Origin of the sequence: Desulfonatronum lacustre DSM 10312, from assembly GCF_000519265.1 — a bacterium.
Lineage (GTDB): Bacteria > Desulfobacterota > Desulfovibrionia > Desulfovibrionales > Desulfonatronaceae > Desulfonatronum > Desulfonatronum lacustre.
The window spans coordinates 1,005,957-1,022,179 of record NZ_KI912608.1 but is presented as its reverse complement, the minus strand read 5'-3'; the positions used below and the strand labels follow the sequence as shown (position 1 = coordinate 1,022,179).

16 protein-coding genes are annotated in these 16,223 nt (G+C 53.6%); 3 read left to right on the top strand and 13 right to left on the bottom strand.

Annotation, left to right across the window (positions count from 1 at the left end; genetic code table 11):
* Positions 1 to 5: 5 nt before the first annotated feature.
* On the bottom strand, positions 6 to 1,886 hold the full coding sequence (locus DESLA_RS18800; RefSeq protein WP_035261380.1) for a YgiQ family radical SAM protein: 1,881 nt from the start codon (positions 1,884 to 1,886) through the stop codon (positions 6 to 8).
* A 97-nt stretch (positions 1,887 to 1,983) separates the two neighbouring features.
* Positions 1,984 to 2,127: a hypothetical protein gene (locus DESLA_RS22750; protein ID WP_156932866.1), complete on the bottom strand. Its 144-nt coding sequence runs from the start codon at positions 2,125 to 2,127 to the stop codon at positions 1,984 to 1,986.
* Between the two features lie 726 nt (positions 2,128 to 2,853).
* Between DESLA_RS22750 and DESLA_RS0104860 the strand changes: the two genes are divergently transcribed.
* The 3 genes from DESLA_RS0104860 to DESLA_RS18795 are packed head-to-tail and all read left to right on the top strand — an operon-like array spanning position 2,854 to position 4,963.
* A complete protein-coding gene (locus tag DESLA_RS0104860; RefSeq protein ID WP_028571591.1) occupies positions 2,854 to 4,140 on the top strand; it encodes an ATP-binding protein in 1,287 nt (428 codons plus the stop codon).
* A complete protein-coding gene (locus tag DESLA_RS23655) occupies positions 4,031 to 4,387 on the top strand; it encodes a DUF4087 domain-containing protein (RefSeq protein WP_156932865.1) in 357 nt (118 codons plus the stop codon). Before DESLA_RS0104860 ends, DESLA_RS23655 begins: the two co-directional genes overlap by 110 nt.
* 18 nt (positions 4,388 to 4,405) lie before the next feature.
* Positions 4,406 to 4,963, top strand: coding sequence for an arylesterase (locus DESLA_RS18795; RefSeq protein WP_035261378.1), 558 nt, complete (start codon positions 4,406 to 4,408; stop codon positions 4,961 to 4,963).
* Positions 4,964 to 4,997: 34 nt separating this feature from the next.
* Here the strand turns inward: DESLA_RS18795 and DESLA_RS0104850 are convergent, their stop codons facing one another.
* The 11 genes from DESLA_RS0104850 to DESLA_RS18780 form a co-directional block, all read right to left on the bottom strand.
* The gene (locus DESLA_RS0104850; RefSeq protein WP_028571590.1) at positions 4,998 to 5,948 is read right to left on the bottom strand and encodes a YcjF family protein; all 951 of its coding nucleotides are present in this window, start codon (positions 5,946 to 5,948) and stop codon (positions 4,998 to 5,000) included.
* Between the two features lie 61 nt (positions 5,949 to 6,009).
* Complete coding sequence (locus DESLA_RS18790) at positions 6,010 to 7,035, bottom strand: helix-turn-helix transcriptional regulator (RefSeq protein WP_084031888.1); 1,026 nt, start codon at positions 7,033 to 7,035, stop codon at positions 6,010 to 6,012.
* A gap of 53 nt (positions 7,036 to 7,088) precedes the next feature.
* Entirely contained in the window at positions 7,089 to 8,489 is a 1,401-nt protein-coding gene (locus DESLA_RS22745) for a hypothetical protein (protein WP_156932864.1), read from the bottom strand.
* A 10-nt stretch (positions 8,490 to 8,499) separates the two neighbouring features.
* Positions 8,500 to 9,069 carry an HAD family hydrolase gene (locus tag DESLA_RS22740; protein WP_156932863.1) on the bottom strand — a complete coding sequence of 190 codons (570 nt, stop codon included), beginning with the start codon at positions 9,067 to 9,069 and terminating at the stop codon, positions 8,500 to 8,502.
* A gap of 341 nt (positions 9,070 to 9,410) precedes the next feature.
* Complete coding sequence (locus DESLA_RS0104820) at positions 9,411 to 9,821, bottom strand: hypothetical protein (protein ID WP_028571588.1); 411 nt, start codon at positions 9,819 to 9,821, stop codon at positions 9,411 to 9,413.
* A gap of 659 nt (positions 9,822 to 10,480) precedes the next feature.
* Positions 10,481 to 11,407 (bottom strand): hypothetical protein, encoded by a 927-nt coding sequence (locus tag DESLA_RS0104810; RefSeq protein WP_156932862.1) that lies wholly within the window; start codon positions 11,405 to 11,407, stop codon positions 10,481 to 10,483.
* A gap of 17 nt (positions 11,408 to 11,424) precedes the next feature.
* Positions 11,425 to 12,300, bottom strand: a complete 876-nt coding sequence (locus DESLA_RS0104805) for a YaaW family protein (RefSeq protein WP_051434392.1) — start codon at positions 12,298 to 12,300, stop codon at positions 11,425 to 11,427.
* Between the two features lie 125 nt (positions 12,301 to 12,425).
* Positions 12,426 to 12,734, bottom strand: coding sequence for a ubiquinol-cytochrome C chaperone family protein (locus tag DESLA_RS22250; RefSeq protein WP_211239022.1), 309 nt, complete (start codon positions 12,732 to 12,734; stop codon positions 12,426 to 12,428).
* A gap of 123 nt (positions 12,735 to 12,857) precedes the next feature.
* Positions 12,858 to 13,157 (bottom strand): DUF1889 family protein, encoded by a 300-nt coding sequence (locus DESLA_RS0104800; RefSeq protein ID WP_028571585.1) that lies wholly within the window; start codon positions 13,155 to 13,157, stop codon positions 12,858 to 12,860.
* A 307-nt stretch (positions 13,158 to 13,464) separates the two neighbouring features.
* Entirely contained in the window at positions 13,465 to 15,012 is a 1,548-nt protein-coding gene (locus DESLA_RS23765; RefSeq protein WP_051434391.1) for a GTPase family protein, read from the bottom strand.
* The gene (locus DESLA_RS18780; protein WP_169732592.1) at positions 15,009 to 16,220 is read right to left on the bottom strand and encodes a YcjF family protein; all 1,212 of its coding nucleotides are present in this window, start codon (positions 16,218 to 16,220) and stop codon (positions 15,009 to 15,011) included. Before DESLA_RS18780 ends, DESLA_RS23765 begins: the two co-directional genes overlap by 4 nt.
* Positions 16,221 to 16,223: the final 3 nt, after the last annotated feature.

The following is a 16,223-nucleotide window of genomic DNA, read 5'->3' as shown; positions in this document are numbered from 1 at the left end:
GTTCCTCAGCCGCTTCTCCCATCACCTTGTTTTTTCGGTTTTCGCGGTCCGGATCGTGATTGGGGTTCGACCAGCATCCGGTGTTGGGCCAGACGCTGGGCGTCGGTGCGGGCCACGAACAGCGGGTTGCCCCGTGGGTCCTTTCCGGCGTGGTACATAGCCGTGGCCATGGTGCCGGGGGTCGGCACGAAGCATTGGACCTGTTGCGGCCGCCAGCCTTTGCGGCGCAGCCAGTCGGCCAGGGCGGCCATGTCCTGGGCCGTACATCCGGGGAAGGCGCTCATCAGGTAGGGGACGACGAATTGTTGTTTGTCCGCCTGGGCGGACTGGCGCTGAAACAGGCTCAGAAACTGCTCGAACACGCTGAAACCGGGCTTGCGCATCAGGTGGAGCACCTTGTCGGAGGCGTGTTCCGGGGCCAGCTTAAGCTGGCCGCCCACGAACCGGCGAATCAGATGCTCAGCGGCTTGCGGGTCTTGCAACAGCAGGTCGAAGCGCACCCCGCTGGCCACCCGGACGTGGCGCACCTTCGGCAAGCGGCTGACATCCTCGAGCATGGCCAAAGTCGCCTGCTGGTCAACGCGGAAATGACGGCAGATCGTCGGATGCAGACAACTGGCCCGACGACAGGGGCCGGGTTTTCCGTCCGGCCCTTTCTTTCCAGCTTCTTTTCCCTCTATTTCTGTTTTTTCGAGGGCGCAAACGGCCCGCCACATGTTCGCGCTGGGGCCGCCCACGTCGCTGATCACCCCCTTCCAATTCGGCGCGGCGCTCATCCGCGCAATCTCTTCCAGAATGGAGCGTTTGCTCCGGGAGCTGATCCGGCGGCCTTGGTGCAGGGCCAGGGAACAGAACGAGCAGCCGCCTCCGCAGCCGCGATGGGTGGTGACGCTGGAGGCGATCATTTCCGCGGCGGGAATCGGCTTGGTATAGGACGGATGGGCGCGGCGGGCGAAGGGCAGGTCGTAGAGCGCGTCCATTTCCGTTTCCGTGAGCGGGGCGGCCGGGGGAGTGAGCACCAGGAGTCGGTCTCCGATCCGGTGCAGGGCCGTATCCTTGCCCTGGTGGACATGCTCTTCCAGCAGCGCGGTGGCCTGGAGCAATGCGTCCGACGAGGCCAGGATGGTTTCGTGGGAAGGCAGTTCCAGGGTGGAAGGGAGCGGAGGCAGTTCTTCCGGGCGGCAAACAAAGGCCGCGCCGGGAATTTGGAGCAGGGTCTCAATGTCCAGGCTGACTGAAGGGCCGACGGAGAGTTGGGCGGGCGTGGAGCCTGGATCGGCGGTCTGGCCCAGATTTTGGCCCAGGTTCTGATCTAGGCGCTGGGCCAGCTCCAGAATGCCGCGTTCGGCCATGCCGTACAGCAGCAGGTCGGCCTTGCTGTCCAGGAGGATGGAGCGGCGGACCTTGTCCGTCCAGAAGTCGTAATGGGCGATGCGCCGCAGGGAGGCTTCGATGCCGCCCAGGGCCACGAACAGCCCGGGAAAGGCCCGGCGCAGCAGATTGGCGTAGACGATGCACGCCCTGTTCGGCCGGGCTCCGGCGCTCCCTCCAGGGGTATAGGCGTCGTCCCGGCGGAGCTTGCGAAAGGCGGTGTAGTGGGCCAGCATGGAGTCCAGCGCCCCGGCCCCGACCCCGGCGAAAAGCCGGGGACGTCCCAATCGCTGGACGTCATCCAACGTATCCCAGCGCGGCTGAGCCACGATCCCCACCCGAAAGCCCTGGGCTACCAGCCACCGGCCTAAAAGCGGAACACCGAAGGCCGGATGGTCGACGTAAGCATCCCCGCTGACCAGCAGCACGTCCAACTCGTCCCACCCCAAGGCGTCCATTTCCGCACGGCTCATGGGCAGGAATTCCGGTTGGGGCCGCGGCGTGGGACACTTCATGAGGTCTCCTGGAAGGTTGGGGGGATGTGGTTTTTTGGGGGGCGGAGCGGGTCCTTGCCCGCGGGATGCACAAACTCCGATTCCGGTGCTTTCTCCGTTAGTACTCGATCTTGTCGTTCCTGATTTCCCAATGAGTGAAGGCCTCTTTGGCCTCTTCCGGCAACAGGTTGATCATGGAAATGGCTCGTTTTTCAGGAGGAGTGTTCAACTCCAGAAAAATAAAGGCGTCATCAAAGCCCATGGCGACCTCGAACGGTCCGCCATTTTCGCTTCAAGGCCGCCCGCTTCGCATTCTTCCCGAAAACGTGACTGGCATCAAGGGCGGACAGGCGACCGCGCGGCGATCTTTCTGGCTAGGGAGGGGAAGACGAAGGATGAAAGCAATGCTGTTGTCGGGGTCGGAATCGGAATCGGGATCGAAAACGCTGGGAAGCGTTCAAAATTTTTCCTGTTTCGATTCCGATACCGACCCCGATTGCCGGAACAAGAGCGGACGTAAAATTGTGCTGAGTAGATACTAATCCTGAAGGGATTCAATCGTAGAGCCGGTGGTTTCAACCACCGGAAAATGGCCTCCCCCAGTCATGAGTCCTTCTCATGGAAGGACTCGAGATTGTTGTGCGGTGCATTCCGGTGATTGGAATCACCGGCTCTATGATGACTCCCTTTCAGCCGGTGTTGAGCAATCTTCCGAATCGGGTACTATTGGTAATTTGACGGCTTAACTGTTGACACTTTGCCGGGGAAGCTATTACAAATTTTCCGGAACGTTCATGCCAAATCGTCGGAAAAACTGGGGCGGTTTCGTCATTGATTGTCATTCCAAGATGCGCATTGCTGGGACTGAAGGCGTCTCGCCATTATCCAAGGAAGACAAGGACGATCCGCCATCACTACCAGTGGCCGCCTGTGCCCAAGTCCAGACCTTTTCTGAAGCATCCCTCATAACCAAATAAGATTACAATGAATGTCTGAGCAATTACTTCCGAGACATCTGTGCGGCGAGGTGGAGAGTGCGCTCCGATCAACGCGGGTCGTGAACGTCATAGGTCCGCGTCAGGTGGGCAAGACCACATTGGTGAGGGATCTGCTCGGCTCAAGCCACTTTGTGAGCCTTGACGATACCGGCGTCCTCGCCGCGATGGAAACCGATCCTTATGGCCAACTGACGGCTTTGACGGCGAACGCCAAAGACGCACCCGTGGTCATTGACGAGGCGCAGCGATCCCGAGCGCTGGCACTGGCCATCAAGCGCATTGTGGACGAACGTCGCCAGAAGGGGCAGTTTCTCCTGACCGGATCGTCCAACGTCTTCGCCGCCGCACATGTAACCGATTCCCTGGCCGGGCGGGTTTCCACGTTGATGTTGCATCCGCTGAGCGCTGCCGAGGCTTTCCGCTACGGTCCGGCCAGGATTCTGGACTGGGCAGCTGAAAACCCATCCCTGGCCACGCTTCCGGACATCCCATCCGCCGGACGTCAAGCGTACATCGACCTGATTGTCCAAGGCGGTTATCCCGAGATTCGCGACCTGCCCGACCGGCCTCGCAACAAACGATACCGTGATGCCATTGATGCTCTTGTTGATCGTGATGTGGCCGATGTTCTCAAAGTCCGCAAAACCGACGCCTTGCGTCGGCTGATTGATCAGCTTGCCTCCCGAACCGCTGAGGAATTTTCCATTGAGCGGTTATGCTCAGCGGTCGGTGTCCAGCGCAACACGGTGGAACAATATCTTGATGTCCTGACCCGCTTGTCGTTTGCGCAGCGACTGGGTGCCTGGGCATCCGGAGCGGCGGGTCGGGAAATTAAACGTCCCAAGGTACACCTTCTTGATACCGGGGTTGCCGCCGCCATCAGGGGATTTTCTTCCACCTCGTTTGGACCGACAGGGGATCAGACTGCACTGGGTCATCTTCTGGAAACCTATGTCCACAATGAACTGGTAAAAAACCTGCCTTATCTGGCCCGCGACTGGCGGCTCTGGCACTGGCGCAACCAGGAAGGCCGGGAAGTGGATCTGCTGGCCGAGTGCGATCGGATGCTCGTGGCTATGGAGGTCAAGGCGTCATCGACATTGAACGCGGATGACATCAAAAACCTGCGCTGGTTCAAAACCTTGGGGCCTGGCAGGACATGGCAGGTTGTCGGCATCCTCTTCTATCTTGGAGACCGCCCGCTTGCATTGGGAGAGAACATTTACGGCCTGCCGCTTTCGACATTCTGGGCTTGGCGGCCCCAGTCTCAGTTATGAGCTAAGCTTCGACCGGCCAAACGGCGGCGATCAGACCTTCGGGTACCAGTTGGACCAGGATTGGGACTGGCCGGAGTTTGCTCCGAGCCAATGGGTGACGACAAATGTTGGGAGTTACGGATATGGTTGTTTGGACATGGAATTTGAAGCAAACCTTCAAGGCGAAGTCACGGCAATCATAAGCTTAACCCCTTTGTTTTTGCAGGATTGCCCGTTGGCATTGCCCAACGGTTTTCATTTTTCGTAGAAACCATGGAGCTCCATCATGATCACGATCCTGGCCCTGGGCGACAGCCTGACCACAGGATACGGCCTTGCGCCGGAAGCGTCCTTTGCATCCCGGCTGGAACAGATTCTGAATCGCGAAGGCAGGGATGTCCGAGTGATCGACGGCGGCGTGTCCGGTGATACGGCATATGACGGCCTGCGCCGCATTGATCGCCTTCTTGCCCATAACCCAGACCTCGTCATTGTCGAGTTCGGAACCAACGACTGGTATTCGGGGTTGCCGGTGGAAGAGATCAAGGCCAATCTGGCGCGGATCATCGAAAAATGCCAAGGTGCCGGTGCGCTGGTGCTCCTGACCGGCGTCCGCTCGCTGTCCGGCCAGGGCGAGTACGACGCACGGTTCCACAATCTCTATCAGGAACTGGCCAGGGAAAAGCAGGTGCCCCTGATGCCCGACTTTCTCCCAGGCATTCCCGGCAACCTGGATCTGACCCTCCCCGACGGCCTGCACCCCAACGAGGCCGGTGTGGACGCCATCGTGGCCGCTGTGTTGCCGGTATTGCGGCCCTTGCTTGACGAGGTGTTGGGTGAGTGAGCGTGGCTTGACTCTCTATTGAATCCACAAACCTTCACTGCCCCCGGATCAACCCCGCGATCTGCCGGGTATCGACGGTGTTGGCCCGCTGCTGGATTTCACCGGCGTAGTTGGACTGCATGGCTTTGCCTTTTTCCAGCAGGGACGCAAAAATCTGTTTGAGCTGGTTCATGCTGATGGATCGCCCGCTGGCGTAGTATTCCTTGGCCACCTGACCCAGGGCGTAGGTTGTGGCAAAGGAGAACGCCGAGCCCGTGGCGGCGTTGCCCAGCCCGCCCATCAACCCGCCGCCGAGCTTCCCCAGGATGCCGCCCAGGAGCTTGCGGCCCATCTGTTCCACGTACTGGCCGGTCAGCCCGATGCCCAGGGTCGCGGCAAAATCCTTGATATGCCCCCGGTCCAGTTCAAAGCCGTAGGCCTTGCCCACCTTGTAGACCATCTTCATCTGCAGAGGGAGAATCGCCATGGAGGCCAGGGACTGGGGCAGGAGTTCCAGCGCGCCGTTCAGGATGGCGGTGTTGAGAATCATCTTGTCCAACTCAGGGACGTTGACCTGCGCCGCGGGCCTGTTGGTGACTGGTGGGGCTGGTGGGCTTTCCGTCTCAAAGGAGTAGTCCGCGATTGCCGCTGCCTCTGAAGCGAAAGTGCTTGATGCCTGGGCATCCAGCTCCAAGGCGGAACGCAAGCGTTCAAGGAAGGCCACTTCCGCATCAGTGTTCACTCCATCGGCATCGCAAACGCACACGGCCATCTCATAGGCCAACATGCGGGCCTCCGGGCTGGTGAGGGACGCGACGGCATGGTCCAGGGTGCGGCGCTTCAGGAGAACGTCCTGGTACAGCGAGGCGACGTCGATTCTGGTCTCCTGGCCGAGGCTGTCCGCAATGCGCTTGATTTGCTCCCGCTCGCGCTCGTCCTTCCTGCCATCGGAAAAGGCGGCCATCAGGCAGATGGTCAGTATTGCTTTCTGTTCATGCTCGTTCATTGAAGTTCCCCTTGTAGGAAATAAGAAGGACTATCCGAAGCCCCACGCCAATACAATCCAATCAAACCGAGTCAGAAGCCGCATACAATCTGCCCATATCCTGGGCAATCGCGCAAAATTCCTCCCGCAAGGCCACCGGCTCCAAAACTTCAACCTGATTCCCAAACCCCAACAACCACCAGCGCAACTGGTCCGTATCCGCGACGGTCGCACTCACCTCGACCCATTGCCTGTCGGCAAGAGGGGTGATGACCTGGTCCGCGCTCAAGGGCGTCTCATACAGGGCGCTTGCGGGAACGGCGCGGAAACGAAACCGGAGAGGGATGTCCGGACGGCCACGGGCAAGATCAAACTCCTGGTCCTGGATATATCCGTCCAGATCAAATCCATCAGGAACCGCGCAGGGCTCGTTCACGACTTCAGCCTGTCGCATCCGATGCAGCAGAAGCTGGCGGATATCCTCGTAGCCGGAAAAGGTGCAGACGAGGTAGATCAGGCCATTGCGCAGGACAAGCCCAAGGGGATTGATGAGATATTCCTTGAAATCCTGCTTGCCCCTGGATTTGTAGAGAATCTTGACCATGCGGCCAAAAAACAGGCCCTGGTGAATCCCGTCAAGAACCGTCCTCGATACGTCCGGCATGAGCAGACGCTGACCACGCGGCAGAACCCGGACCTTGTCCGACCATGACCCGCACCGTGCTCCGGATTCACCAAGCACCCTGTCCGCGCACCGGAAGTACGGCATCAGCGTTTCCATGGCGGATACCGGCAACAAGGGCTCCAGGAACATGCCCGCCAGCTTGAAAACCAAGGCGCTGTGGGCATCAATGCCGGGAATGTCGAAAACCTCCCCTCCGGCCAGCCATTGCCAGCGGAAGGGCTTGGACGACGTGTCGCAGTACAGAGGAAAAACCGAGGACAGGGCTTCCAGGTCGCGTTGCACCGTGCGGATGTCTACGGTGTAGTCAAGAGATTCCAGAGCGGAACGGAGATCAGGCGTTGTGATGAAGGCCGGTGCGCGGGGGATGCGCCGGAGCATGGCGAGGTGGCGGAGCGTGGTGGGCATGGGAGATATTATGGGCATAAAATGACCATGCAGTAATCTCGATTATTTGCAACTCACTTCAGCGAGTCACACTAAACATAGCCAACCGCCCTGCACGAGATCATACCTCGCTTAACCTGAGAAATCTCAAGTTTGTTGAACTCAAACTTATCGTAGTTAAATCTGTTATATTCAAAAAAATGGGTATTAAAATTTTTGAGTTGTATCATATCAAATCCAGACTTTTTCAAGATAGCTTCAGAAATAGTATAGTTTTGATCGACAATTCCAAAAAATGTCCACCCATTTTTAACACACAAACCTAACATTATATGATTTGTTCCGTAAAATATAACCGAACCAAGAGTTGCTCCGACAATATTTCCAGCAATAGAGCCAAGAATTGGTATCGGAATTAATAGTTGGCCTATGTAGGCTCCACTGATTGAACTAGAAAGAATAAAAGTGTCTCTTAAGCAGTAAAAAGAAAATTCATTTTTTGAAATTTTTCCATTTCGCAATTGAATTGAGTGACTGATTGTGTTGATAGCTATTGTCGTAGCCATTCCTATTGCAAAAGGAGATATTGATTTTAAGGATTCCCCAAGCAATCCTGATTTGCAAGAAGCTGTTAAGCAAGCGGCAATTCCACCTCTTAAACCTGCTGCACCTGCTCCAAATAGTACGTTTTGACTATTATTAGTCAGTGAATCAAGATTAATCGAACCTTCTTTAAAAGACTTGTCAATACAAGCCCAGATATAAGGTGCCGCTGTTATGGCAGCGGAAAGAGCCGCAGCATGTAAAGCAGCTTCACCAGATTCCCTTGCAATATCTGTCCATTCGACAAAGTTTTTGCTGAGAAGCCCATATTTTTCAAGGTCAATATCACCATCCCGTTTAAAGTCCTTTGACATATCTTTGGCTACGTGCTCATCTAGTGGCCTAGAAGAGACATTATCAACATGCAACCTGTCCGAAGCACGATTAGCAGTGTCATGATAATGGGCAGCCTGTTCAGGACGATTAACCTGGTTTTTTATGGCTAATCTCTCTGCTGCGTGTATAACGACTTCTTTCTGATCACCTGGGACAACTTTGAAGCTGTTTTCATAGTCAGGTCTGCTAATGGCTTTAGCGGTGTCTTCACCTGTCCTGTAGTATTTTACTTCAGCTACAAATGATTTATTGGCATTTCCGAAGAGGACATCTTCCCCTGGTGTATTATTTGACTGTACTTTAGCCCAAATGTCATCACGTCCTTTGGCAGACGCATTCACTTTTAATGTCTCAGCGTGCCATTGTTCGGCTAACCAGCCCTTGAGATAATCAACAGAGACGTTACTTCGATGGCTAGCTTCATTTTGAAGAGCTCTGTTGGCGTTATTAATTGCGCTTTCTACTTCTTGAATATAATTAGTACCATGAAATGTGCCTAATGTCCCACCTGATTGATCATTCACGGATCTGAAATAGTATTCAAATGAATTCATAACGATTGTCTCAATTTTCAACACTTGTCCAATCGTTAAACTCTTCATTCAAAAATGTTAAGATAGCTAGCTTTAACTGCTGATTTTTCAACTCATCAAGCTGCCCATTCAAAAAATATTTTTGTATGTAGTAGTATACTGGATTTGTTTTTTTTAACAAATCATCTATTATGTCTATAAAAACTAAAATTTCAGAACGATTTTCATTCGATGTAGACCCCTCTAAAGATAGTATACCTTTTATAGAATTGTTGATTTGATTAACAAGCTGCAACTGCTCCTCTTTGCCTTCGCCAAAAACAATAGCTTTTGATGAATCATATCCATAACATGCTCCATATTTGCTGCTTATATTGCCTATTACACGCAAATAAGCTTCTGTAAGAGAATTTTCATCCGGATTGCCAATAAATATAGCATACTGTTCACCACTGAGATTACATTCATTAGCCTCGAAGTGTTCTACTGACCAATATGAACTCGAGAATCCATGCTTTTTAGATATTAAATGTGATAATTCTCGAGCAAAGTCTTTATACTTATCGGGAGCGACAACGATAATATTTTTCTTTCCTAACATAATAAGCATCCAATGTTAATTTACTTTTGAGTTTAAAATTATTATAAATGTTATCGCCTGATCCTAACGCGGTATTACTTATTGACTTTCAATTTATTCACGTTCAAAGATTTTCAAACTCTCCATTAATTTAAACTGTATGAAAGATTTCTATTCCAAAAGAAGCATTAAAAAATGCATTTGCTAAAAGGGCATTAAAATTCAGGATATTTGGCATTTCATAAATAGCCAAATGTAGAGATTTTGACCAATAAACAAAGCATACGCCTCAGTTGAGTAGGCCCGCATTTGGTCAGAGACTATCACTATCAAGAGCATTATGCTCCCGTCATTTTTTGGAATCAGATTTCCTGTGAATCCCCGTTTGCTGCAAGATATGTGGAGAGTTCCTTTTCCGTCCACGGAACATAGACAAGAGTAGAAGCCCTCGAGTCTTCAAGAACTGCCAATGCGAGTTGCAAGCTAACGTATGGGGCAAGAACAGGGCCAGATTCACTGATGGCTGGAGCAATCTTCTCGGTCTGTAGATACAAGATAACGCCACCATCGACTGTCAGTGATTTCTCTTTGACGAGCCTCTTGACGCCAGTATTTCCAAGGACTGCAGATAATCCTGATGTCACATTATTTGTCGTGTGCGTCGAAATATAGGCAACGCTACTTCCTGCCTGGGCTAGTTCAAGAGTGTGCTTGTATGCACGTACAAGAGCCTCGCGATCTGGACCGTGCGAGTTAGTATGGTACTTGTCCATGGATTCCTCCTATCTTAATTTTGATGTTCCGATAATTCGAGAAAGTCAGCAATCCAGTTTTTGGTGCGCATAAAGCTCTATACCCTGCCTCAGTATCAGTATGGGAACATTAGGCGTTTCCGAAAATTAGGTTTTTGTAAAATTTGAAGGCGGAAATAGCTCCAATTTTATGGCATTATTGCTACGTTTTGACCACGTTTTCACGGCCACCCTCTATCATCCGTTGGCCAATCATACAATTGACCATGAGCGAAGACTTTCTGCAATGACCTCTTCAAAAACATCTGTGTTATTTGTAATTCGGAATTGACGTAACACCTCGAGAAGTTGAGCATCCCCTGTTTGGAACGCCCGCTGGAGGAATCCTCGCCCACCTACAATCATGATTAAGATATGCACCCCATTCCTGCCATAATCGCCATCAGCGACATACCAAGTCTTATCGCTTAACCAACGAACTCAACACCCTCCCCGCATTCCTCATCTGCACAACAACCTTCTCCCAGGTTTCCCTTTTTTCCGAACTTCCAGAACGCGCAGAAACCTGGCCTTTTCGCATTCGTTCTGTTGCTCCAGGATCACCGCCGCCAGGGTATCCTCCACATTGTACAGCCGATCCTGGGCAAGGCAGACCGGGATGGTCAGGTCCAGGCCCGTCTTTATCTCTGTGCTAAGACAAACACTAGATCGGCTTCCGGGTGTTCGTCTCCGAGCGCCTCCCATTCACGCCAGCCGATCTGCTCACGGGCGCACCACTCAAGCTCGGCACGGTGCCCTTCCATCCGATTGGTTGTTTCGTTGATTGCCTTGCCTACTGAAACAGCCTGCTCTCGATTCCGAGGTGCGAGCATAAGAAGGTGTCGATGCTTTCGTGGGTTTAGGAGTGTGTCACGATATCGTTGGGCGAGCAGCGTGAGTCGCTCGCCCAGCAATAGGTTGGCTGCAAGTGCCGCATCCGTGCCGTCCAACATGCCGTCGCAGCGAGTCACGGCTGCCGCGCACAGCTGCGCTTGGTGGAAGTAGCGTGAGAAAATACCCGGATGCCTATGTGCCCGTTCGTTATCGTGCATGGCGTCCAACAGCAGCGTGTAATGCACATGCGCACGAACCAGCTGAGTCCGCACGCGGACAAACTCGATAGATTCACGTCCGGTCCGTTCAGCCCAAGATGCCTGCTCAAGCGCAGCGGCGACACACGCGAGAAGCTCGATGTCCTTACGTCGATCGAGCCAGTTCAGATCCCTTGCAACGGCATCGAGTCGATCAACAATACTGTCAATCTTCCGGTCGATGGCCCGCAATTTGTGCATGACGGTAGCGAAACCGACTACGGTCACCGCGAGGTTGACCGCCTGCAAACCGAGCAACATGTCGGCCTTCACGTTCAAACCTGTCAACTGCGTCTGCAACGCGGAATTAATTTGAGGTGTTGCGTCCGGCTTCCAGTCCCGTAGCCGCACGCCTTCGCGTAGCCACATGACAATCTCGTTGTTCGTCGCATTTTGGATCACGCCACCGCGACGTATGAGATTGCCGTCGTTCAGGCCGTCGGTGATCCACTTTGGAACAGCAAACAGAATGGCCAATTGGTCAAGTCGTGTAGTCATACCGATTCTGCGAAGTCAGCCTTAGCTCGAAGGTAGGCTACGTGACACACAACTGGGATTGTCACGCGGTACGCCGGTCCAGAAATGTCGAATAGCGTCCAAATTGCCGTGATTGCAATCCCAATAGGCCCGGCGAACACTGCCATACCGCGAGCGAGCGCAGCATTGGTAGCGAGACGGAGGCCATGCCCGAGAACTTGGCGGGCTACCGCATTCGCTACAACTACGGCCATGCGATATGCTGCAAATCCGGCGAGCTGAATGGCACCTTGAGCAATCAGTGCCGCGAGTGGTATACCTCCTCGTAAGTTGCGACCTTCGAGACCCGCCTCGCCGAAAAGATCCTCGAGTTCGCGCAATTCGTCCTCAGTCATATTCTTCATGGAGTCCTCCACGATCTTCGCCAGCACAAGTTGCTCGCGCTCTTCGACGGTTTTGTCATCAAAGTCGGGCACCTTGTGGACTTTGAGCTTCTTGGCGACATCTTCCACAATCTCGGCATAGGCCACACCATCGCCGCGGAACACGTTGACAAAGCTATTGCCACCAAAAGTTCGAATCTGGAAGACTAGAGAGTCTATGTATCTTGTTGGAAAGTTAGGCTGCCTTTTATAGTGCTCATCGGTGTCCAATCCGTTCGTCATTGCCTTGAGGATGTAGTCCCTTATCGGAATCAAGTCCTCGTCACTACAGGTCCCGAACAACTCGGTGAGATGTGGGTCGGGCGTCACAAGAACATTCCTCCATGTTTTTAGGGTTCTTCCACGCTTTGCGTACCTGGCGATGAGGCCAGCGATGCCAACGCTTTTCTCTCCAATGAGGCATAAGCCCCACGCCAGACTGGCATGAGCGCCAAACAAATCAAAGACCATGTCCCTTCTGGGCGGGCTATACCGAGATTCTGTTTTGGCTTGCCCATGCCCCTTCGGTTAAGGTAGACGGGCGGAGATGCCTCCATCGAGAGCTTCGAACTGATATCCAGGTGCCGCTCATACTATTAGATGTGCTCAACTCTCTCAGCTTGGTTCTCATAAAGATATTTTTGACGAAGAGCAGCTACTTGAATAACTGCTGGAATTGTTACCCGATAGGCTGGACCTGCAATATCAATAGCAGTCCAAAGACCAGTAATTATCCAACCTATTGGCCCAGTAAAAATTACCATAGTCCTTGTAAGAGCAACATTGCCAGCAAAAGACAAGTCACGCCCGATAAGTGCTTTCATTATTGCGTTAACAATAATTAGAGTGTGCTGGTAAGATTTGAAACCAACAGCGGGGAATACGGCCTGAAAAATGCCGACCATTGCTTCTGCTGTAATACCACTTGTATTCTTGACCCAGTAGCCTCAGCAAGCTCTCAACTCCTCTGGGTTCATTTTTCCAAAGCGTTAACACCTTCATAAGAGATTATATTCGGCATTTGATTGTCAATCTCTAATTATTCTTTCAAGAATATCTTTTTCCCACCAAGGCCCGTCTTTAATTTTCACTCTTTTTCCCATTCCAATCTGTTGAGCCAGCGCTCCCAACTCATCAGCATCTTTTTTTCCCCATCCGTTCATATGAGCCCATGAGCTAATTTCGTTTGCCCGCAAGGTTATGCCTGATGCATGGAGTCGCTTGAACATCTCCTTCGCGGCATACTCGTCGTTTGGGTGCGCCAAGCCAGTGGATAAATTCGTTCGTGATGTAATCGCTTCTAAGGCTTTCTGTAGGACGGTCTCCATATCGATTTCCAATGATCTCCAGTTACAATTTCAAATAACTTTTTTTATATTATGCCATCACATAATACTTAAAAAAATGCCCAGCCAAATCCAAATACCCGACAAATTGAGTCAAGAAAAACTACATTCACGCTGTGCCGGTCTTTTTGCCCACGAACGAAAACGTGTCAAGAAGTTCCCATCAATCCAACCGAATGCCCGTCCTAGGCTCCCCGTGCCTGGCATATCGCTTTTCCACGTTGTACAGTCGGTCACTCACACCGCCATCGGTTTCAATCACCAACCGTCTCTTTTCACCCCATGGCAATCACCTGACCAACCCAAACACTTTTTTCCCAATATTTTTGAACTGACCCGCGAGTATTTCCAACTTCTCCTGACTCTTCCTGGCCTCAAGACACCGCAGCATCCTGGCTCGCTGGCTCTCACCCTGAACCTCCAGAAGTACAGCGGCGAGGGTATCCTCGACATTGTAGAGCCGGGTCGGATCGAGGCAGACGGGGATGGTCAGGTCGGGCGGGAAGCCCAGGTCCGTGGCGATGGTGGACACGGCTGACGCGATGTTTTGGGCCTTGGTCGACGAGGAGGATGTCAGATCATACGGCGGCTGCCATTCCTGAAACGGACGCAGTTTGTCGATGTGGCTGACGACGGCAACCATGGGAGGCTGCCGTCTGTTTTGTCTCTGGGCGAACACTTTGCGAATCCAGTCCAGTTGGCGATGATCCTCTTGCCGATCAGCCTGGTTGGCCGGTGTGACCCAGAGCAGGAGGTCCGCGTCCAGAACTTCTTTTTCCAGGGCTTTTTGCGGGAACAGATCCGTATCGCAACCAGGGACGTCAAAAATTAAAGCATCTTCCTCGCCGTCCCGGTATAAACGATAGGCTTTCACGGCAGTCGTGGTGTGGGGCAGGATGTCAGAGGCGGCTGTCAGCTTACCGAACAGGGCGTTGATCAGGCTCGATTTCCCGGCATTGGCCCGGCCCAGAACCAGAATGCGCAACGGTTCTCCACGCTCTGCCTGACTGGTCTCTTCCCGGTCCGCGTTGGCCAGGTCCTCCTTTGTTGACGAGGTTGGCTTGGCCGTCGGGTCCTGCATATCCAGCAAGAGCTGGCCGCTGTAGAGTTCAATGCCGTAATAGCCCACCTTGCGGACGTATTCGCCCAGGAGCCAGCCTTTGACGTTATCCAGTCCGTAGTTGGCGATGTTGTTGCCCAGTTTGCGGCGAAATTCATAAAAGAGGGACGAATACGGGGAGAGGACGAATCGTCCAGCGCGGTACAACGTTTCGTATTGCCTGACTTGCTCTTTCCAGCGGTTGACCTTTGCCAGCATGCCCATGGTCAAGGTGTGGCTGAAGGGGATGGCTTGCACGATTTCCATGCGCAGATCCCGACTGGCCCGTTCGATAATCAATAGGGCATGGGGGATCGTCAATTCCAACAGCGGGTTTTCCGTTTCCGGATGGTACTGCCTGGCTACGGTTTCCAGGGTGTTTCTTCCCAGAAGGGCCAATTTCTGAACATCATCCAGTGGCCAGTCTTGCGGAGTGGTTTGCGCGGCCATGCGCTCCACCACTTCCCAGCAGGCTTCTTGCCATGGCGACCAATTGGGGTCCGGCCTGGTCGCCTGAAGCGGAACCCTGCGGTTGTCCTGCCTGGCCATCAAAGCGTGCAGCCCATAGCCCAGGACGGCACAAAAACCCAAAGCCAACAGCCAGTACGTCCGCAAATCAGCCTGCCAGAGCCAGACAAGGCCGAGAACGGGCAAGATCAGCAACGGCAGTCCCGCGAGAACAACGGAGAGCATTCGTAGCCCCCCAAACTGTCGGAAGAGGTGTGTTCTGGTAATCATGCCTGCTCCTTGCCGAGAAACGATGTCGCGATGCCTTTGCCCGTGTTCAGGGCTTGGTTGAAGACGTCGCGCAAAGTGGCTTTGCCGGGGAGCTTGCCTGCAAGGGAGCATTCCAGGTAGTAACTGGCTGTCTTGCCCAGAGCGAAGGTGACGGCGGCACTGGTGACGGCCCCATACGCCGCGCCGAGGGTTTGTCCGTAGCCTGGAATGACTTTAATGGCGCTTCGTCCGACCAGTCGCAGTCCATATCCGGCCAGGAAGCCGCCGCCCAACAATCCACCAAACTCACTGATCCGGCGCTTGTTCCATTCCCCGCCATGAATTTCTCCCAGGCTGTGCAGCATCTTCATCTGCAAGGCCGGAATCATTGCCAGGTCGACCATGGGCAATGCCCCAACCGCCACGGCAGCCTTGGCATAACCGACGATATGTTGATGCGCGGTTTGCTGGCGCAAATCCCGAACACCCCGGTCCCCGCGCAACCGATTTTCCAATTGCATCGCGGATGCCTGCTCAATGGCGGCCCATAGTGATTCCAGTCCATAGTCCGGAGGGGAAAAACCATCTTCGGGAAGAGTCAAATCCACGGGGACCCAATGGACCGGACCTTTACCCGGAAGAACACCCAAGGTGTTCCGCTGAAAGAGCAGACAGCGGGCCAGGTCCCCAGGAACGGAGGATTCCCAACCGGACACTGTGAAAGGATAGGGTTGGACGTGCCCAACTCCAGGGGAATAGACTTCATGCAGACAGCTCTGAACAATGATCACCGGCCATTCCGGGTGCCGCTCACGAACCGTGCGCAGAACGCCAAAAACAGCATCCTGCAAGCTGTCGCCCGCCTTGATGACCGCGATGATCAAATGCGCCTGGGACTCGCAGAACGCAATGTCTTCACTTGGGTCGTAAGCCACCTCACCCAAACCCTGGGTGTCGAGGAAGCGCACAATGGGCAAGTCCATGGGATGGTCGTAAAACCGGGCCGTTTTTGTGCAGCTTTGAAAACCGTTGCCGATTTCGGCGTCCGGACTGCCGGTTAACGAGCGAATAATCGACGTTTTCCCGGCCTGGGTTTTGCCCAGCAGCCAGACGACGGGAGGTGGGTGCGCGGCCCTGGCCTTGCCCAGGGCCGCGTTCAAGGCCTGCTCATCAATTTTGGGACGGAATATGGCATCCCATAGCCTCTCGCCAAAGTTTCCGATGCGCATTTT